This window comes from Enterococcus sp. DIV1224 (genome assembly GCF_050555455.1).
Classification (GTDB): domain Bacteria; phylum Bacillota; class Bacilli; order Lactobacillales; family Enterococcaceae; genus Enterococcus_B; species Enterococcus_B lactis.
Genome location: NZ_CP187859.1, coordinates 1,316,226 through 1,335,139, shown reverse-complemented (window position 1 = coordinate 1,335,139; position 18,914 = coordinate 1,316,226). Strand labels below are relative to the sequence as shown.

The 18,914-nt window shown below is 38.4% G+C and carries 16 protein-coding genes and 2 pseudogenes; 5 read left to right on the top strand and 13 right to left on the bottom strand.

Annotation, left to right across the window (positions count from 1 at the left end):
- Positions 1-82: 82 nt before the first annotated feature.
- The 4 genes and pseudogenes from IGK53_RS06500 (at position 83) to IGK53_RS06485 (ending at position 3,739) form a co-directional block, all read left to right on the top strand.
- Positions 83-1,615 (top strand): annotated as a pseudogene (locus IGK53_RS06500) (AMP-binding protein).
- Between the two features lie 269 nt (positions 1,616-1,884).
- Positions 1,885-2,697, top strand: coding sequence for a hydroxymethylpyrimidine/phosphomethylpyrimidine kinase (locus IGK53_RS06495; protein WP_002329209.1), 813 nt, complete (start codon positions 1,885-1,887; stop codon positions 2,695-2,697).
- A complete protein-coding gene (locus IGK53_RS06490) occupies positions 2,687-3,172 on the top strand; it encodes an ECF transporter S component (protein WP_002290784.1) in 486 nt (161 codons plus the stop codon). The genes IGK53_RS06495 and IGK53_RS06490 overlap by 11 nt, the downstream gene beginning before the upstream one ends.
- Positions 3,173-3,193: 21 nt before the next feature.
- A complete protein-coding gene (locus IGK53_RS06485; protein WP_002290783.1) occupies positions 3,194-3,739 on the top strand; it encodes a TIGR01440 family protein in 546 nt (181 codons plus the stop codon).
- A 63-nt stretch (positions 3,740-3,802) separates the two neighbouring features.
- On the opposite strand, the gene IGK53_RS06480 is transcribed toward IGK53_RS06485, so the two are convergent.
- The 13 genes and pseudogenes from IGK53_RS06480 to IGK53_RS06420 all read right to left on the bottom strand — a co-directional run bounded on the left by IGK53_RS06480 (position 3,803) and on the right by IGK53_RS06420 (position 17,083).
- Positions 3,803-5,446, bottom strand: coding sequence for a glycoside hydrolase family 13 protein (locus tag IGK53_RS06480; RefSeq protein ID WP_002329210.1), 1,644 nt, complete (start codon positions 5,444-5,446; stop codon positions 3,803-3,805).
- A gap of 128 nt (positions 5,447-5,574) precedes the next feature.
- Positions 5,575-7,818 (bottom strand): AAA family ATPase, encoded by a 2,244-nt coding sequence (locus IGK53_RS06475; RefSeq protein ID WP_002329211.1) that lies wholly within the window; start codon positions 7,816-7,818, stop codon positions 5,575-5,577.
- A 32-nt stretch (positions 7,819-7,850) separates the two neighbouring features.
- The gene (locus IGK53_RS06470) at positions 7,851-8,330 is read right to left on the bottom strand and encodes a DUF6530 family protein (protein ID WP_002290778.1); all 480 of its coding nucleotides are present in this window, start codon (positions 8,328-8,330) and stop codon (positions 7,851-7,853) included.
- Positions 8,331-8,563: 233 nt separating this feature from the next.
- Entirely contained in the window at positions 8,564-9,412 is an 849-nt protein-coding gene (locus IGK53_RS06465; RefSeq protein ID WP_002329212.1) for a DegV family protein, read from the bottom strand.
- Between the two features lie 157 nt (positions 9,413-9,569).
- Complete coding sequence (locus IGK53_RS06460; protein ID WP_002329213.1) at positions 9,570-11,180, bottom strand: polysaccharide biosynthesis protein; 1,611 nt, start codon at positions 11,178-11,180, stop codon at positions 9,570-9,572.
- Positions 11,181-11,423: 243 nt separating this feature from the next.
- Positions 11,424-11,741 carry an AzlD domain-containing protein gene (locus IGK53_RS06455; RefSeq protein WP_002290769.1) on the bottom strand — a complete coding sequence of 106 codons (318 nt, stop codon included), beginning with the start codon at positions 11,739-11,741 and terminating at the stop codon, positions 11,424-11,426.
- A complete protein-coding gene (locus IGK53_RS06450; protein WP_002306712.1) occupies positions 11,734-12,513 on the bottom strand; it encodes an AzlC family ABC transporter permease in 780 nt (259 codons plus the stop codon). The genes IGK53_RS06455 and IGK53_RS06450 overlap by 8 nt, the downstream gene beginning before the upstream one ends.
- Before the next feature lie 132 nt (positions 12,514-12,645).
- The gene (locus tag IGK53_RS06445; RefSeq protein WP_002329214.1) at positions 12,646-13,581 is read right to left on the bottom strand and encodes a cation diffusion facilitator family transporter; all 936 of its coding nucleotides are present in this window, start codon (positions 13,579-13,581) and stop codon (positions 12,646-12,648) included.
- Between the two features lie 74 nt (positions 13,582-13,655).
- Positions 13,656-14,048, bottom strand: a pseudogene (locus IGK53_RS06440) (DUF4430 domain-containing protein).
- Positions 14,029-14,547, bottom strand: coding sequence for a hypothetical protein (locus tag IGK53_RS06435; RefSeq protein WP_002329216.1), 519 nt, complete (start codon positions 14,545-14,547; stop codon positions 14,029-14,031). The pseudogene IGK53_RS06440 and the gene IGK53_RS06435 overlap by 20 nt, the downstream one beginning before the upstream one ends.
- Before the next feature lie 147 nt (positions 14,548-14,694).
- Positions 14,695-15,768: a hypothetical protein gene (locus tag IGK53_RS06430; RefSeq protein WP_196019041.1), complete on the bottom strand. Its 1,074-nt coding sequence runs from the start codon at positions 15,766-15,768 to the stop codon at positions 14,695-14,697.
- The gene (locus IGK53_RS06425; RefSeq protein WP_002329218.1) at positions 15,761-16,678 is read right to left on the bottom strand and encodes a coiled-coil domain-containing protein; all 918 of its coding nucleotides are present in this window, start codon (positions 16,676-16,678) and stop codon (positions 15,761-15,763) included. The genes IGK53_RS06430 and IGK53_RS06425 overlap by 8 nt, the downstream gene beginning before the upstream one ends.
- A 213-nt stretch (positions 16,679-16,891) precedes the next feature.
- On the bottom strand, positions 16,892-17,083 hold the full coding sequence (locus IGK53_RS06420) for a hypothetical protein (protein ID WP_002290760.1): 192 nt from the start codon (positions 17,081-17,083) through the stop codon (positions 16,892-16,894).
- Between the two features lie 158 nt (positions 17,084-17,241).
- Here IGK53_RS06420 and IGK53_RS06415 point away from each other — a divergent pair, with 158 nt between their 5' ends.
- Entirely contained in the window at positions 17,242-18,750 is a 1,509-nt protein-coding gene (locus IGK53_RS06415; protein ID WP_002329219.1) for a DUF1846 domain-containing protein, read from the top strand.
- The last annotated feature ends 164 nt before the right edge of the window (positions 18,751-18,914 follow it).

Sequence of the window (18,914 nt, the reverse complement as noted above, 5' to 3'; positions counted from 1 at the left end):
ATAAACTATATTATTATATAAATGTTTATGTTACGATTATCTTGAGTTTGTATATTACTTAACAAAAGATAATGGAGTGTGAATGATGGAGACCATAACGTATTCCCCTTTGAATTTATTTACGAATTTTCAAGAAGCTGCAGCTGGCTTTTCCGAGACCCCGATTATCTGTGATCAGCCGCTTTCTGCTTTTCCTGAGTTAGGACTTGAAACAACTTACAAAAAATGCTTTGAAAGTGTGTTAGATCGAGCTTATCAATTGGCCCATCTTGGTGTGAAATCTGGAGACAAAGTCATTATCTATAAGAGTTCCGCTTTTGACACATACCTTCTCGCTGTTTCTGTGTCTTACCTTGGTGCAGTGCCTGTCATGACTTCTTATCATCTACCAACAGCGACAATGGAAGTATTTATCGACCGTTTAGAAGACCCCTTCATTTTATTTGATGATGAGACAAAAAAACGAGTGGGAGAAATTTCAAACGGGACTAAGTCAAAACAGATTCCTATTTTTTATTTACTGGAGCAACCTACTTTTCCTGTTCCCCAATCGTTTTTAGCTAAAAATGAAATTTCTTATATGACCCATACTTCTGGTACAACTGGTATCCCTAAGCTTATTTGTCATTCTGCTCATTCTATGGGTTGGCGAACGAAATGGCAAAAAACTGTTTTTGCAAAAATTTCAGAAAAGAAATTAATCGCTTTTCACATTTCCCCCGTACATTCTAGATTCAATATTGGCATCTCTTCTTTGATGTCCATGGGTTTTCCTATGATGCCTTTAGCAGACGCACAAAGTTCAAAAATTATTCGTATGTTGGAAACCCACCGACCAATCGCATTAGAGACTCATCCGAATAACTTTGTTCAGTAGAGTTTTACTGCTAAAGAACATCCAGAAGCTTTCTCTGGTATCCGTTATTATCACTCTACTTTTGATGCCATAAACAATCAGACAATGGAAACATTTTTGCGAACATCAATAACACAAGATGCGGTATTCCTTCAAGTATATGGCCAAAGTGAATGTGGACCAATGATTCTTAAGGCTCATACACTGGAAAGTTTGAAAACGAGTGATGCAAGAGATATGGGCGTTGGACTGGAAGACATGACAAGCGCTCGGATCACAGATTCAGTTGGGAATGTCCTTCCTGAAAATACAGATGGTCATATACAATTACTGTCTAAAGGACGGGCTTTGACTTATTATAAGGAAGATGCACGGTTCCAGGAAAATGTTTATGGCGATTGGTGGGATAGCGGAGATTACGGATTTATGGATGAGCGTGGTCACCTATTTTTGAAAGATCGGCAAGTGGATTTGATCGAAACGATCAACAGTACATTAGCTATTGAAGACTTTTTATTAGATTCGTTAGATTTTTTGGCAGAAGTAGTGATTGTAAGGGATAAAAATCATTCTCCACAGCCGATTATTGCTTTAGCTCCTGATAAAGAAATGGATTGGAATCGCTGGTGGGAGCAAGTCCATGAACTTCCCCGTTTGAACGCCCCTATCATCCGTGACTTTGATGCAATCCCGCGAACAGCTACAATGAAAGTTCAGCGGCTTCAAATCGAGAAAGAATTAAAAACACAAAACAACTAATCGTTTTTAAGCGGTTGTGAAAAAGCTGTCCTGCATCAAGTAATAAGAACAGCCAAACAAAAGTGGTTCCTCATATTTTGCCGTTTGTTGAGCTAATATCGAGGACCAGCTAATTGAACATCGTTTATTTGGAAAAAGGGAATGTGACACGATTTTTGTCACATTCCCTTTTCGCTTCTTTTGAAAATTGGATGAGATAAAAATATGCCAATTGGCTGTTTTTCTTTTTTGAAAATTTCGTTATACTCTTATTCATGGAGGGAAATGTTATGAAAAGAATCTTGACGATTGGTGGTTCTGATCCATTTGCTGGCGGAGGAATCCAAACAGACTTAAAAACTTTTGAAGATTTTGGTCTATTCGGGCTAAGCGCTCTGACATCTATAGGGGTACTAGATACGAATGGGCGATTTATCCTGGAATCTATTCCTTCAGAATTGTTTGAACGACAGTTGGCTTCAATTGATCAAATGACTACATTAGATGGAATCAAGATCGGGTTATTAAATTCAAGTGAAGCAATCATGGTTGTTCGAGACTTCATAAAAGCAAAACAAAATATCCCAATCATCTTAGACCCTGTTTTGGCATTCAAAGAAACTGAATCTGTGATCAATCAATTGTATATTTCACAGCTCATCGAAGAACTTTTTCCACTTGTTACGATGATTACGCCTAATTTGGCAGAAGCTGCTTTACTTTCTGGTCAAGCTCTCCCCTCTTCGTTGATAGAAATGATCCATCTCGCTAAAGAGCTCACTGCTTCAGGAGCAAAGAAAATTGTAATAAAAGGCGGCACAAGGATGGCTGGCGAACAAGCTGTGGATCTTCTCTATTCAGTTGACCATCATGAGGTGTTTTCTCAGAAAAAAGTCGACACCCCAACAGTAAATGGTGCCGGTTGTGCCTTTTCTTCTGCAATAACAGCGAATCTTGTATTAGGATCAGACGTTTCAAAAGCCGTAGCAGAAAGTAAACAATTTGTTGCCCATTGTATTTCCAATGGTGTGCTGATGAATGATCATACAGGAAGCGTCTGGTCTGGCGGTATCCAAAAAGGAGGAACGATAAATGAAAACTAAACAACTAACAATCTATGCGATGCTGATTGCGTTGACCGTTGCACTTTCATTAACTATTTTGATCCCTGTGCCGGCTACGAACGGTTTTGTGACATTATGTGAGGCTGGAATCTATACTGCTTCTTTTCTTTATGGTCCAATGGGTGGATTAGTTGTCGGTGCTTCCAGTGGCCTATTAATCGATTTGATTTCAGGGTATCCGCAATGGGCTATTTTTTCATTAGTGATTCACGGATTACAAGGATATGTTGCCGGATCTTTCAGTAAATCTTCTACTCGCATGTGGCTATTTGGTCTTTTTTTAGGAAGCTTAGTTATGATCGTCGGCTATGGTATCGCCGGTTGGATTTTGTATGATTGGCCGGCTGGAGTGGCTTCTATCCCAGGGAATATCTTTCAAAATCTTATCGGTATGGGCCTTGCCTTTCCTATAACTGCAAGTCTTCAACGTATTCAAGCACGGAAGCAATATTAATTGAAAAGAAGGTTTTAGAGAATGAAGTTGTCAGAAAAAGAATTGAAAGTTCAATTGACTGAAATAGTTAATGACGTATTGGCTGAGGCACACTTGAAAAAAGGAGATCTCTTTGTTTTAGGGTGCAGCACAAGCGAAGTCGTCGGTGGACATATTGGAAAAAATTCCAGTGCGGAAGTTGGTCAGTGGATCATTCGTACGTTAAAAGAGCTATTAGATCCTAAAGAAATTGCGTTAGCTGTCCAAGGTTGCGAACATCTGAATCGAGCATTGGTGGTAGAACGAACAGTGGCAGAAGCAAAAAAATTCGAAATCGTCTCTGTTATTCCTGCATTACATGCTGGAGGTGCTTGTTCTGTTGCTGCTTTTGAGCAGTTCAATGATCCTGTCGAAGTAGAGCATGTAATTGGGCAAGCCGGCATCGATATCGGTGACACTTCGATCGGTATGCATATCAAACATGTCCAAGTGCCTGTCAGACCTCGTTTGAAAACCTTGGGACAAGCCCATGTGACAGCCCTTCGCTCTCGTCCTAAATATATCGGTGGTCCTAGAGCAAATTATTAAGATGGGTAAATCAGAAAAACTTCCTCGGAAAGTCCAACTATTGAACTTTAACGAGGAAGTTTTTTAATTGTTTGTTTTATACAGACGAGCTTCATAAGGTGCTAGTGTTCCTTTTTTTTCAAAGTTTCCGCTAGAAGAATTTGATAAGAGCAATGTCCATGACTGATCTGCTTCTTTTGGGAGTTCATAGTCAGCAAATGATTCCGTCAAGTTTACCATAATAAGATACTGTTCATCTTCTAAATCTCTTTCATAGACATATAGTTGTGGATGTTCATGAAGATATTCTTTAAAAGAACCGTATATCAGGCCTTTATTGATTTGTCTAATGCGGATCATGTTCTTATAGAATTGCAAGATCGAATCCGGTTCATGTTCTTGTTGTTCTACATTGATCGTTTTGGTATTTGGATTAGTGATCATCCAAGGCTCCTGTGTAGAAAAGCCAGCATATTCTTCTGAAGTCCATTGCATGGGTGTTCTGCTATTGTCTCTGGTGGTTTCACGAATAATATCCAATGCTTCTTCTCTTGTCTTACCTTCCGCAAGAAGCCTTTCATAAAGTCTTTTCGAATCCACTGCATCAACTTGATCGATCGATTCAAAAGGCATATTCGTCATTCCGATTTCTTGTCCTTGATAAATAAATGGTGTTCCTTGCAAAAAGAAATACATCATAGCGATTGCTTTTGCAGACATAGCCCAAAATCCGGGACGGGTATCTCCGAACACAGAAACGGCACGAGGAACATCATGGTTTTCCATATATAAAGCGTTCCATCCGATACCATCTAGGGAAGTTTGCCAAGCACTTAATGCATGTTTTAACTTAAGGACGTCTAATTGCCCTTCTTTTTCTTGCTGCCAAATATGGATATGATCGAATTCAAAGATCATATCGAAATAACCGTCTTTTCCTACCCATTCCGGCCCTTCTTCTGCAGTGACGCCGCTTGCTTCTCCGACTGTCATGATATCGTACTCTTCGAAAACATGTTTTAAATCAGTCAAATGTTCTTCGATTCCCGAGACATTTTGAAAGGGTGAAAAAGGGTTCTCTGTGGCTTTTACTGAATATTCATCTTTTTTTACATGAGAAATCGCATCTAAGCGAAATCCGTCTATCCCTTTATCTAGCCACCATCGAATCATATTGAATAGTTCTTCTTTCAATTTCTCACTTTCCCAATTTAAGTCTGGTTGTTCTTTCGCAAAGACATGCAGATAATACTGTCCAGTTTCGTGAGAATATTCCCAAGCAGAGCCGCCGAAAATCGATGTCCAATTATTTGGTTCTTTGCCATCTACTCCATCGACCCAAATGTAATAATCTCGATAAGGACTTTCTTTGGATTTCTTCGATTCTTCAAACCATTGATGCTGATCCGAACTGTGGTTGATGACAAGATCCATAATGACTTTGATTCCTAGTTCATGTGCTTCTTTCAGCAATAAATCAAAATCTTCCATCGTTCCGAATCGCTTTTCTATGTCTTGATAGTCACTTACGTCATAACCATTATCGATAAATGGAGATTGATAGATTGGATTGATCCAGATAAATCCGATGCCAAGATCTTTCAAGTAGCCAAGTTTTTCGCGGATCCCATTGATATCTCCTTGTCCATCGCCGTTGCTATCTTTGAAACTGGCCGGATAGATTTGATAGCCTACTGCTTCTTTCCACCATTTTTGTTCTTGTATCATATCGTTTCACTCCTTTAACGGTCCCTCTTGATTATAACCGATTCTATTTTAGAAGTATCCTTGTTACCGGTAACTAGAAACGAAAAGCTCAACGAATCTGCTAAGTGCGTTCGTTGAGCTTTATTTTATCATAGATAACGGGCAATCAATTGAATCATTTGCTTGGGAAATTCATTTAGGTCAGTAATATCTACAAAACGGCTTTCACCGTAGATCGACTTGATCTCTTCTTTGTCTTGACCAATAGCTGCGGAAACAAATAATATGCCTTGACGCTCGTATTCTTTCAAAACAGACTGGATGTCCTCTTTTGCTTTTTTGCCAGTATAATCTGGCAACGCCTTTGGCTGACCGTCACTAATATTAAGCAACAGTTTGGTTGTGGCGGATTGTCTGTTTAATTTTTCCGCTGCTAAACGAAGTGCCGCTCCATCACGATTGTTTTGTCTTGGTTTCATAGTGACAAATTTTTCATTTAACCATTGAAACCCGTCTTCAAATTCTTTATAAGAAAACAAAGAAGTCTTTTCTCTTGCTGAACGGTCTGCTGTATCCCCGTAAATCAACAAGGGGATATCGACTTTCTTAGCAAATTCGGCAATGGCGATCGCTGCTTTTTTTGCCGCTTCGATCCGATCATCACGTATCATTGATCCAGATTCATCGATCCGCACAGCTACCGCTAAGGAAGGTTGCTCATGTGGCGGGTTCTTTTTGTCAAAATTTCTCAAATCACCATATGCTACTCTACTTGCGTTAAACCGCTGTCCTTCATATTTTCCCTTTTGGTACGTCTCTGTTTGTTCATTATCCAGTAATTCTAAAATTTGTCGGCTAAGTGATTCTACTATCGGCATGACTTGCATTTGTAGCTTACGTGCTTCTTGCGTTTTTCCTTGGAAAGCTGGTCGGTGAACGATGAGACCTTCTTTTTCATGAATCGTTTCCTTCATGATTTGCCGCGCTTCTTTATTTAATTGCTTCTTGATTTCCTTATCATGTGTTTCCATGTCAGAGGCAGACATTTCTTGGGAATCCTCTTCTGTTTGTTGTTGTTCCTTCTGATTTTTCCCTTCGATATCGCTCTTGCGTTCTTTTTGCATTTGAGGAGGCATCTCGTTTTTTTCTGTTGTTTTCTCTAGTCTCTCTGCTCCCTCATTTGGTTCTTCAGCAGACAGTTGTTTCTTTTCATCTAAGCGCAAAGTTTCTTCAGCATCTTCAGTGATGTTTCGTTCGTTTGCTTCTTCGGCGCTGATAGTTCTTCCTTTTGCATGCTCAGATTGAGGTTCTATTTGAGGATAGCCCCATTTTTCTTTTCTCAAAATGTCTTGAAGTTCCAATAGCAATCCACTCTCAGACAAAGCTTGCTCAAGGATCGCCAATTCATCTGGATCAGTGGATAATTTATACAAAACTTTTGGATAAATCGACTGGAGTAAATCTTGTCCTTGCTTATAGGTATTCGCCCAATAAAAATATGAACGCATTCCTGCTACACCTTTGATGGCATTTGCTTTTGCAGTTTCATCCAATAAACGGATAATCTCTGCCATCTTCATAAGGAGTTCTTGATTTTGAATCTGGGTTTTCGCCATCGCACGTTCTGCCATGACTTCTAAGGCAGGAAGATCCATTTTTTCCGCATGCTGCATCCGATCTCTTAAGGATTCATTTAAGGGTCGATTTCCTTGATAGTTTCGATTTGTGGTAATGACAATAATACAATCTGGATGGCGACGAATGATTCCTGTTGGCAAATTCAACATCCCATTGGGTTCGAGCGCTGAGTTAAGTGCCACAAGAACAGAAGCATCACGGATGACAGTCGGCTCTTGGATCTCTAATAGATATCCTTTTTCGATCGCTCGAACGATTTCAGAAGGATAATAACTATAATGGATTGCATCTGGATAATCGGCTTCGATTCTTTGAACTAACTCTGCTAATTTTTCTTTGGCAGAAAAAGAATCAATGCCGTAATGGTTCTGGATCAGTGTCAGTACAGCTTCAAGTGTATCTGTTTGGTAAATAGCTTCCAGCAATTCTTGGTCTTGTTCTTTATCGGAATCTACTACAGGTAATAAGGCGCCGAACACATCTGATTTATCCATATCTGCAAAACATGTCACTTTTGTATAGGGAAGTTGCAAATCAGCAGATAGTGCTTTTGCTAACTGTGTCTTACCCGATCCGGCGTCTCCTTCTAAAAGAACGTTACTGATTTTCATTTCAGGATCTTGCCAATTTTCTTTGATTTCAGAGGCGATCCGCCACTCTTCTGCACTTGTCCGATGGCTTTTCGGTTTCTTCCAGATCATTTGCTTTTCTAGCCGTGAAAAGGTCCGGTTTTCTGTTAGTGAGAAATTCTCCATGCTTCTCTTCCCCTTTTGATCATCTCTGTCTATTAATATCCTAACTCATCTAAAAGACGTTTTAAAATACGGAATCGTTCCCCAATCAGTTCTCCGTCTTTTTGTAGTGTATCGTAATACAAAATAATGTCTTCATCGATCTTTGGATTTTTGGTATCTACCTCGACTGTCATCCGGTTTCCCTGCAAACCAATGATGTCCACAACTGGATTTTCTGGATCATAGAATTTTTCATAACGATAAGCATCTTGAAAGTATAAACTTCCTTGTGCAGCTAAGATCGCTAAATCTAAAATACGTGTAATTGGTAATTCTTCTGATTGTCGAGACCATTTTTCTCCAGTATGTCGCCATACTTTGCCTGATATGTCGACTTTTCCACGGTCATTCCATTGAGCGAGACCCAAAGAAAGACCTTTTGCGTCCGTATTCAATGCATTTCTTCCATCAACTTTATCGTAGTCTTCTACAACGAGCACTGGTTTATGTTTTAAATTTGTAGGTATTTCCATGATTTTAACTCCTCGTCTTTCTATTTTTAGTAAATTAGTAAATCAGTAGTTTACTAATTTACTAAACTATATGCGACATTATAAATGACAGAAGAAAGAAATGCAAAGAAAAAGAGCCTGTTTGTTAGAAATACATAAAAACATCATCTTGCTCTTCTGCACGTTCATTTATCGCGTGAATAAAGAGCAAGATGATGTAGAATATTTTTGGTATGTTTTTTGAATAAAAGGAATTATTGCGCTGAAATGGCGATGCCGATGGCTTTTTCGCCTAAATGTGTACCAATGACTGGTCCAAAATGACCAACTTCGATTTCTGCATTTGGATATTTTTTCTGCAATTTCTCTTTTTCCGCAATCGCTACTTCTAAATTGTTTGCATGTATCACGTAAAGTTTGACTGGCGGTTGTATTTCGTCATTTCTTTTGCCAATGATTTCTTCAGCCTGAGCAAATGCTTTTTTACTTGAACGGATTTTTTCGAATAAAACAATTTTTCCTTCAGAAAATGTCAGGATCGGTTTGATTTTCAATAGGCTACCAATCAGTGCTGCGCCATTGGTCAATCGCCCTCCCCGTACTAAATTGTTCAAATCATCTACAATTAGATAAGCGTAAGTATTATCTCGAATTCGATCGACATGCGCAAGTATCTCATCAAGGGGCTGACCTTCATCATTTAAGTCTAAGGCAGCTTCTACCATATGTCCCATCGGCATACTAGTGATCTTAGAGTCATAAGGAATGACCGTTACTCCACTGATATCGTCTTTCATCGCAAATAAGGTGTTGACGAAACCAGAGATACCTGAAGAAAGATGGATACTTAAAATCGTATCATACCCTTTCTCTTTCAATTCCTCATATAAAGCCAAAACTTCCCCTACGACAGGTTGTGAAGTAGTAGGAAAATCTTTACTGTTTTTTAAAAGTCCATAATATTCATCCGCTTCGATATCGATTCCTTCGTTATAAATTTTCCCATCCATAATCAAAGGGATTGGAATCACGAATAAGTCGGGATGGTTCTTGATACGTTCCGGCAGATACGCCGAACTATCTGTAACTACTGCAAGTTTCATGTGTTTAATTTCCTCGTTTCAAAGAATTTTTCCAGACCTCATAACTATATCATAAGTAAGATTAGATATGAAACTAAAATTGGAAAATAGAAAAACGACAAGCGTAATCATATGAGTTGCCGTTTTTCTAGTGACAGCAAAAAGACGACTAGTTAGCCTATTCTTTGCTTCCGCTACGATGTTTAACATTTTTCAACATTCGGAACCCATTTTTTCCGAATTGAGAAAATAAAAATACTAAACCCCCAATACTTCCTAAAGCCACACAATAAACCATTGCATAACTTTTTGATTCCATTGACAATCGCTGATTCAGCAAAAAGAAAATGATAAAACATACCGCAAGCATAATCAAGGTAGATCGGAAAGTTTTTAAGAAAAAACTGCTGATTTTTGCTAAAGGTGCTATTCGGTATTCTTTGCACATAAAGTGATAACCACGAACAAAGACGATGCCGAATGCCAAGCCATTTGATAAGCTCATCCCGTATCCGCCAACTAGACCTAGTCCGATTACTTGGAAGATGACTTTCAGGATAATTGCTTCTACAGTTAGTCGAATCGCAAAACGATGGTGGTTCAGAGATTGAAGCATCGTAGACAGAATCGTGAATAAAGAGAAAAACAAAGAAGCTAACAAAGCCATTTGGAAATAACCAACACTTTCAGGATCATAACCAAAAAACAATGTGTATAATGGACCAGCTAATAGAGACATCCCGGTCAATGAAGGAAGAAGGATCAATAACGCAATCGAAAAACTGTCTCCTACTGTCTTTTCGATTTGTAAACGATCTTTTTTCTTCATTGTGCTTAGTATTGGCAAACTACTTATAGCAACTGTTCCTACCATGGAAATCAGGATCAATGTCAGTTTGTTTGGATTAACAGAAGCACGACTGAATAAGAATTCCAGTTGCTGATCTGCAATCTCTGGACGGAAAAAGTGAAGCAGTGGTTTCATCGTTACTTGGTCGATCATTTGAACGATAGTAATGACGGAGCCGACAAAAATGAACGGTAGTGTTTCCCGAATGATAGAGACAGAGGCAGATCGGTTTTCTCTTTCGAAGTAACGGCTGGAAATCAAAAAGTCTTTAAGTTCAAAGAAGTCTTTTCTGCGTCCGACGATATACATATGGATAATCGCAGCTAATCCACCAAAGAAAGAAGCAACTGTACTGATCAATACAGCTTCTAATATGGTTCCGTCAGTCAATACGCGCAAGTAATAAGTACCAGCCAAGATAACGATCACTCGTACAGCTTGTTCAATAATCAAAGAAGTTCCATAAGGTCGTAAATCGTTTTTCCCTTGGAAGTATCCTCTCATTGCACTCAAAATCGGGATAGCAACCAAAGACGGGCATAAACTTCGGATAGCTAGTATCCCGTTGTTAACGTTAGCGATTGGACTGATTCCGGCTAATAAAGGAGCAAATAAATACATCAACGCAGCAGAGGCGATACCGATGACGAACATGATATTGATCGTACTTCGAAAAATCAGCCGACAAGCAGCGTTATCTCCTTCTTTTGTTGCTACAGCTACTTTTTTTGCAATCGCATTTGGAAATCCGACTGTACCAAGCATCAGGAACAATCCATATGGAAGATAGCCAACATTGTATAATGTCGTAGCAAGCATACCATCTTGATTGTTCCCCATCATACTTAGCCAGGGAATCAAATAGACTACCCCTAAAACTTTACATAGAAGATTAGCAAAGGTTAGCCAAAATGTTCCTTGCATCAATTTTTTATTCATCTAATTTCCCTCAACTATTCTTTCATAAAATAAACATCTTCCCTATTATAGCAAAAAAACATAGAAGGACAAATCCCTCTTTAATTCTTAAAACAAAAAAGAGCTTGCATCATAAGTCAACACTAATCTTTTTCTCCGAATAAATGAACTTGCATCCACAATTGGCTGATGCAAATGCAGTTTGGATAGATCAGTTTGAACAACTTATGTCGCAATCTCTGTTTTTTTAGGGAATAAAACAGTTTAAAGCATGGACAGTAAAAAGACAGACGCAAGTCCTGTCAAAACTGACAATGCCATCGAACGTGTTTTGTAAGCCACACCTGCTACTAGAATCATTGCAGCTATTTTGATATTCCAAGCAATATCCAGATGTTCATGAGTAATGAAGACATCTTTGAAAGCTAACGCCGCAAACAATGCTACTGGTACATACTTCATCCAGTCACTAAACCAAGATGGCACTTTTCGATGAGTAAAATAAAGCATCGGGAACAAGCGCGGAATATACGCAACGATGAACAGACAAGCAACTAAAAACAGCAAATATAGTTTAGTCATGATGGTTGGCCTCCTGTTCCGGGAAGTTGAAGAGCGGTTCATTGACATCTTTGCCGCGATCCCTTAGTTTCTTGGCTTTTTCTTTTTTAAATGCCTTCTCCAACATAAATCCGGCAAATGAAGCAATAACAGTAGCTGCAATCAAGCCGAATGTGTTTTGGAATAATACCATGAAGATCACCCCTAATACACCTGAAAACAAACCTGTAAAGATCAGTAGTGCGTTTTTCATTTGCATGACAAACATAAATATGAACATAGCAGTCAAAGCAAAATGGACAAGGTCAGCATCTACTCGAATCACCGAGCCAAAAAAATTACCGATCATGTTGCTACCGGCCCATGCAGCCATTGAGAACCAATTGACATATAAAGCCTTTCTTTTGTTCCAAGAGGGGTCAGTTGAGAACTTTAAGTAGTTCACCGCATAGTTTTCATCATTCAGTGATTGAGAAAAGACAGCTAAAAACGTCCGCTTTTCTTTTTTCATAAAACCGGCAAGACTTGCTCCTAATAATGTATAGCGTAATTCTAAAAAGAAAACCATCAATAATGTCGTTGCAAATGATGCTTGCGTCGTAAGCATAGATGCAACTAAAAACTGCGCGCCGCCGGAAAAGACCAGAATCGATAACAGCCCTGATAAGAGAGGATCAAATCCAACTTTTTGCAACAATACTCCGCAAGCTAATCCCACTGGTATATAGCTTATACAAAGCGGCATCACTGCATGCAAAGCTTGAAGCCATGGCGCACTTTTCTTTTTGTTCATTAAAATATCTCCTTTAATTACAACAAATAAACAGCGGACTCATTGTAACATAAATTCGCTAAATTGTAGCCGTTTTATTTAAAAACAAGATTATATTTTTCTCATTTTTGCTTCAATTCATGAACATACGTTTTATTTGTGAGAATAATTTGGGTCATATTTATCTGTTTCAATGTATATATACATCTTCTTGTCAGGAAGAGACTGACGCATATTTTTTTCAATATCATTGATGATCGAATACGTTTCATTTTCTTTGTTTCCAACAATATCTGCTTTTGCAGCGACTAAAATTTCCGTTGGACTTAAATGAACGGTTTTGATATCAATTAGCCGACTGATATCAGGTCGTTCAAAGGCTAACTTGATTTTTGATAAATCGCTTGCTGTCACACTTTCACCAATGATCAGACTATAAAATTCTTTTGCTAGGAAAATCGCAGCTCCCATCAGTAAGAAACCGATCAGTAATCCGCTGATAGCATCAAATGCAGCAATCCCGGTTGCATAAGTCAAGATTGTTCCCGCTAAAGCCAAGACCAAACCGATTACAGCACACAAGTCTTCCGTAAATATAATCAGTATTTCACTATGTCGACTTTCGCGCAAAAAGCGCATCGTGGAAAGATTTTCAGTATTCAATTCTTTGATTTCCTTCATTGCGACACGCAAAGAACTTCCTTCGATTACCAAACCAAATAACAAAATGGCAATGACAATGATTGGATTACCAACTTCATGGGATGGATGCGTCAATTTTTCAAAAGCTTCCATCACCCCTAGTGCTCCCCCACCGAAGAAAAGCATCATTGCGACGATCGTACTAAAAAAGTATTTTGCTCGGCCTTCACCAAATTGATGCAAGTCGCTCTGACCTTTATTAGCTTGTTTATCGCCAAATAGCAGCAAAATCTGATTACTACAATCAACGATACTATGGATGCTTTCATTCAGCATGGCGGCACTGCCACTGATTGCATAGCCGACAAATTTGCTGATAGCAACTAGAATATTAGCTCCTAGAGCAGCAATTACGGAAAACATTCCGCTTTTTTTAAAATTTTCCATATTCTTTTCCTTCTTTCATCAAGTGAACTGACTAAAGAGCAGCAATATCCGCCCTTTAACAGTTTTTATGAAACTTATAATTTAGATAAATTGAAAATGACCGATTGTCCATTGTTCAATTCGATCTCTTTTGCCCCAGTAGTAGCACTTTTCCCATCCACAGTAAACATCCAATAGGTTTGATTCTTTTCATCCTGAGAATGCCCTTCAAGCGAAGTGATGAAGCCATCATTTTCCTCGACTTCAAAATTTTGTTTCAAAATAGTCAGCAAAGTTTCTCCTTTTTTGAAAGTCACTTCTTTTTTCAAAAAGTTTTGACCATTTTCTTGTTACGTGATCGTTGCTTTTTGCGATGTTTTTACTTCCTCCTTTTGGTTGGAAGTCGATGGTGTGTTGGTTGTACTACAACTTGTCAACATGAGTACACTGACACTCATTGCAAGCAGACTATAAATTATTTTTTTCATTTTTTCCTCCTGAATGATTGTAAAAACGTTTGACGACTGGCAGAAAAACAAGGAAGAACACAACATTACCTATACTGTGCATCAGATCAAACGACACTCCTTGAAGGTAATAGACCCAAGGTTGAGGTAAATGATAGAGCAGCGTATCGAAAATAGTCATCCCTATTCCATAAACCATACCTGCTAGAAAAAAGCAGGTTCCTTTTAACCAGAGATTCCTTAGGATTGTTCTTCTCGAGCAGAAAATTGAAAACAACGCCAGAACGACGGTATAGCTGAGCCACTGACCGAAGACCCATGGACCCACACCAAAATAAAAACTGCTGATTGCGATAGAAAGACTCATGACAATTAGCGCATCTTTCAAGCTTAAGTAAAGAACTATAAACAAAAAAATAGCAGTCATTGGCTGGAAATTCGGAATAAATTGAAAAGCGATCCTACCTGCTACACAAGCAGCAGACAATAAGCTAAGCTGGGCGATTTTATTTGTGGACATTCTTGATGTAACTCCTCCTTCACCAGCAGATGATTCACGTTCATTCAGTACATACAGAAAAGACTTGTGACAATTATTCTGGATAACTGCCGCAAGTCCTTTGGAACAGAATTATCTGAATGACCTCTGGTAATCCAACTTATCCAATCAGGACTTTCTCACCGTTAACGGAACCAAGAATTCGTAATTGATAAAGAAATCAATGACGGATCGTGGGTAATCTCCAGATGAGATCGACAAGACCGTTTGATCTTTTTCGTTTGTTGCTATCGTTAAAGACTGTCCTTTATCTAATCGTACTTGATAAGTAGTTTCGTTGATCTTTTCCATATCATAGGATGGATTTTTCATCGCCACGATAAAAATATCATCCAATACTTCATTCGTCAATTCAAATTTGCTCTGAAGGTTCAAACGAAGTGGCTTCGTATTGTCTAGTAGTGTCTGATTAACTGTAAAACCAAGTGTTCTAGCGTGGGCTAATAATTGATTCAATTTGTGATTGAAAATCGTGATCTGTCCTGCTGAGAATACTCGATCAACTGACCAGTATCGGATCAAAGAAAGCACTCGATCATCTTGGACATCGATTTCCATCGTCTCTGGTGATACATTTAGAAGACTCATCGATTCCACTTGGTATCGTTGATCGATGGTCGGTAATACAAAGGAAAAGACTAATTCGTTTTGTCCATTCAACGTATAATTGATAGAGAAATGTCTTGTTTTCCATGTGTCATAAGCTGAATTTGATCGTTCCAGACCAATATCATTCAATGGTTTCAGTAATTCATATGTGAAGTATTCGATCAGACTTGTCTTTCCAATCGTTGAGATCGGTTCTTCATTCAATATAAAGCGGTCATATGATTCTAATAATTCGGGAAAATCTGATTCAATCAAATATTTTCTCATACGTAAATCCGCTAATTCTGCTTCCGCTGTTTCAATCAAACTGACGATATCTTGATGATCTTGCTCTTTTCCTTCTAAATACCCGGGATTTTCAGATACTTCATAAGCATGCGTGTTTTCTGAAGTATCCGTATTCGTCGGAGTTACTTTTTCTTTTTCATGGATTTTTGTTTCTTCTGGCATAGGGACTTCTTCTGTGTCATCCACTTGCTTACTTGTTTGTTCCTCTAATGAAGTGTTCGTTTCTTCATGATCTTCTGTCTGTGCTTCATTTTTTGTCCATTCTGCTTCATCGTGTTCATTCATACTCGGAACCTCCTTCATTAGATTGATTATTAGGATTTTCATTACCAAGATAATTCATCAAGAATTCATGGATTGCTTGACCAAACCCCTCTTTGCTACCGAAATAGCGACTGATTTGCCGTTGCTCTTTTTCTACGATGGCTGCGCGAAGTTGGTCCGCTCTTGCTTCTTGTTTCAATGCTTCTTTTTGCTGCTGGATTGTTTCAGGTGTCTCGATATAAGGAAGCCAGCCTAATTTTTCATTAGATAGCACTTGCTTCTTCTTCTCTAATTCTTGAATTTCTTCCTCGATTTTCTTACGATTCAAGAATCCTTTATTATCGTCCAAATCAGTCATCTGCCGATTGATTTCTTTTATCTGTTCGTCTAGACGTTCGATCTCTGTCTGAGCTGTGATCACCTTTGCGTCTAGCTCATTGATTTTTTTGTCATAGTCCGTTGTCTCCGGTTGGGAATATCTCTCCCACTCTTCATCGATCTTAGGCAAAACAAAAATTTCTGGCAAACTTGCATCGATACCAATTGTAGGGCGATCATGGTAATAAGTGCCGATTTTGTAATAGCTCATCGTTGGTGAGATGCTTTCTACTTGTTCCATAAAAGGAAATTCTTGCAAAAAACGATCATGGATCTTACGCATCAGCAATTGGTCAATCTCATGATTTTCATTTGAGCTTCGTTTTAATTCTTCATTCAATCGGCCGTTGTACAAACGGTAGATCTCAGGAATATCTTCTTCGCGGACAGCTTTTTCAAAAGCCTGTAAATCTTCTAATAATTGGGAAAGATTCATGCTTGCTTTTTCTTTGATATCATAAAAAGAAGACGATTCTTTTGCTGTATCCTGATTCGTGCTCGTCTCCTCTAGTTCGCCTTGCTCATAATTTGTGTTTGTATCTGGCTCTTTCATACTACTTGCCTCCTCTTACTCATCTGATTTTCACTTATTAATACTTCAATAGTACCATTTTCTGTAAAAAATTGTTATAAAAAAGAGCGGGCAATGCTCCATAAAACAGGCTGCACCAAAATTTGGCACAGCCTGTTTTTCGATCAACTAGTCTTTGATATCTGATTCATCTGATAGGACAGAATCGAATACAATGACTTTTATCATATTCTTTTATTTACTAGGCAGATCTCTTGTTGTGAAATGAATGCGCTGATGGTCATCACGAGTTAGTTGCGTTTCTTCGTTTAAATAAGTAAACGTCAATTGTTCTAATTCGGGATCTTCAAGCATTTTTTCATAACCGGTAAAAATCGAACGGATATAGTGTTTATATGCGTTTTTCTTTTTCTGTCTTTTTTTCATGTAGCACCTTCCTTATCAAAAACTATCATACCAATGAATAACTATCTAGACAAGTTGGTTTAAACCATTTTCTTTGTTTTTTTGAGGAATTTTGCTCTTCCAGTTGACGAATCCAAAAAAAAATGAAAAAATGCTTTAGTACTTAAGGAGGGAACCCAGTGAAAAAAATTGGTTTTGATTCAGAGAAATATATTGAAGAGCAGTCCGCGTATATTTTGGAACGAGTGAACCACTATGATAAGTTATATTTGGAATTTGGTGGAAAGCTAGTGGATGACAAACATGCAAAACGTGTACTTCCAGGATTTGAAGAAGATGCGAAAATCAAACTGCTACAAAAATTAAAAGATCAGGCTGAAATACTGATTTGCGTCTATGCCGGAGACATTGAGCGTAATAAGATCCGCGGTGATTATGGGATTACTTATGATATGGATATCTTGCGGCTGATTGATGAATTACGTGGTTATGGATTATTAATCAACAGTGTCGTTATCACTCGCTATAACGGCCAGCCTGCCACGAAAGTCTTTATCAATAAACTAGAAAGACGAAATATCAAAGTCTATAAACATTCAGAAATCGAAGACTATCCAGTCAACGTAGAAAAAATCGTTTCAGAAGATGGGTTTGGGAAAAACGAATACATTGAAACAACTAAACCAATCGTTGTAGTGACAGCCCCTGGACCAGGAAGCGGAAAACTCGCTACTTGTTTGAACCAACTGTATCATGAAAGCCAAAAAGGACATGCGGCTGGTTACTCCAAGTTCGAAACTTTTCCAGTATGGAACGTTCCGTTGAAACATCCATTGAACATTGCCTATGAAGCAGCCACAGTCGATTTGAAGGATGTCAATATGATCGATTCCTTCCACTTTGACGCCTACAATAAAGTAGCTGTAAATTATAATCGAGATGTTGAAACCTTCCCTGTAATCAAACGTATTATTGAAAAAATTACTGGTAAAGAATCTGTTTATCAATCTCCTACTGACATGGGTGTGAATCGTGTAGGATTTGGTATCGTGGATGATGCGGTTGTCCAAGAAGCTTCTAAACAAGAAATCATCCGCCGCTATTTCCAAATAGAGTGTGACTTCAAAAAAGGATTGATTGACGAAGAAGCAGTTAATCGAATCAAACTAATTATGGAAGAAGTCGGATTACGCCCTGAAGACCGAAACGTTGTCGTTCCTGCCCATGATTATGCAGATAAAATTCAAGCACAAAGTCCTACAAAAGATCCTTCTGCTGTGATTGCAATCGAATTACCAGACGAAGTCATTATTACCGGACGTACAAGCTCATTGATGGATGCGTCAGCGGCAGTCATCTTAAATGCAGTAAAACATTTAGCGCATATTGCAGATGACATTCCTTTATTATCACCATTAGTTCTTGAAACAATACAAGGATTGAAGTCAAAGACACTTCATTCCTCTTTGGATGCACTAAGCATCAATGAGGTCTTGATCGCTTTATCAATCAGTGCAGTAACGAATCCAATCGCTCAAGTTGCTTATGATAAACTAGCTGAACTTGAGGGAGCGCAAGCCCACTCCACTGTGATGGTCAATAAAAATGATGAACAAACATTGAAAAAATTAGGAATCGATATTACTTGCGCACCTGTCTACCCTTCAGAAAATCTATACTACCAATAGAAAAAATTCACTTATAAAGGATGAAAACGAAACTATTAGCATTAGCTTAAACAATAGTTTCGTTTTTTTATAGCCATCACTAAGTGGATACACTTCTTGTCCCTTCTTGAGAGATATTCAGTTTGAAAGAAAAAACAAGAGTGTGATAAATTTTATTTCTCATA

Bases quoted from the DNA above. Each gene is read 5' to 3' on its own strand.
- IGK53_RS06485 (WP_002290783.1), top strand. From the start codon at position 3,194: ATGAAGTTGTCAGAAAAAGAATTGAAAGTTCAATTGACTGAAATAGTT.
- IGK53_RS06450 (WP_002306712.1), bottom strand. From the start codon at position 12,513: ATGAACAAAAAGAAAAGTGCGCCATGGCTTCAAGCTTTGCATGCAGTG.
- IGK53_RS06445 (WP_002329214.1), bottom strand. From the start codon at position 13,581: ATGGAAAATTTTAAAAAAAGCGGAATGTTTTCCGTAATTGCTGCTCTA.
- IGK53_RS06425 (WP_002329218.1), bottom strand. From the start codon at position 16,678: ATGAAAGAGCCAGATACAAACACAAATTATGAGCAAGGCGAACTAGAG.
- IGK53_RS06470 (WP_002290778.1), bottom strand. From the start codon at position 8,330: ATGGAAATACCTACAAATTTAAAACATAAACCAGTGCTCGTTGTAGAA.
- IGK53_RS06455 (WP_002290769.1), bottom strand. From the start codon at position 11,741: ATGACTAAACTATATTTGCTGTTTTTAGTTGCTTGTCTGTTCATCGTT.
- IGK53_RS06490 (WP_002290784.1), top strand. From the start codon at position 2,687: ATGAAAACTAAACAACTAACAATCTATGCGATGCTGATTGCGTTGACC.
- IGK53_RS06430 (WP_196019041.1), bottom strand. From the start codon at position 15,768: ATGAATGAACACGATGAAGCAGAATGGACAAAAAATGAAGCACAGACA.
- IGK53_RS06495 (WP_002329209.1), top strand. From the start codon at position 1,885: ATGAAAAGAATCTTGACGATTGGTGGTTCTGATCCATTTGCTGGCGGA.
- IGK53_RS06420 (WP_002290760.1), bottom strand. From the start codon at position 17,083: ATGAAAAAAAGACAGAAAAAGAAAAACGCATATAAACACTATATCCGT.
- IGK53_RS06435 (WP_002329216.1), bottom strand. From the start codon at position 14,547: ATGTCCACAAATAAAATCGCCCAGCTTAGCTTATTGTCTGCTGCTTGT.
- IGK53_RS06475 (WP_002329211.1), bottom strand. From the start codon at position 7,818: ATGGAGAATTTCTCACTAACAGAAAACCGGACCTTTTCACGGCTAGAA.
- IGK53_RS06465 (WP_002329212.1), bottom strand. From the start codon at position 9,412: ATGAAACTTGCAGTAGTTACAGATAGTTCGGCGTATCTGCCGGAACGT.
- IGK53_RS06460 (WP_002329213.1), bottom strand. From the start codon at position 11,180: ATGAATAAAAAATTGATGCAAGGAACATTTTGGCTAACCTTTGCTAAT.
- IGK53_RS06480 (WP_002329210.1), bottom strand. From the start codon at position 5,446: ATGATACAAGAACAAAAATGGTGGAAAGAAGCAGTAGGCTATCAAATC.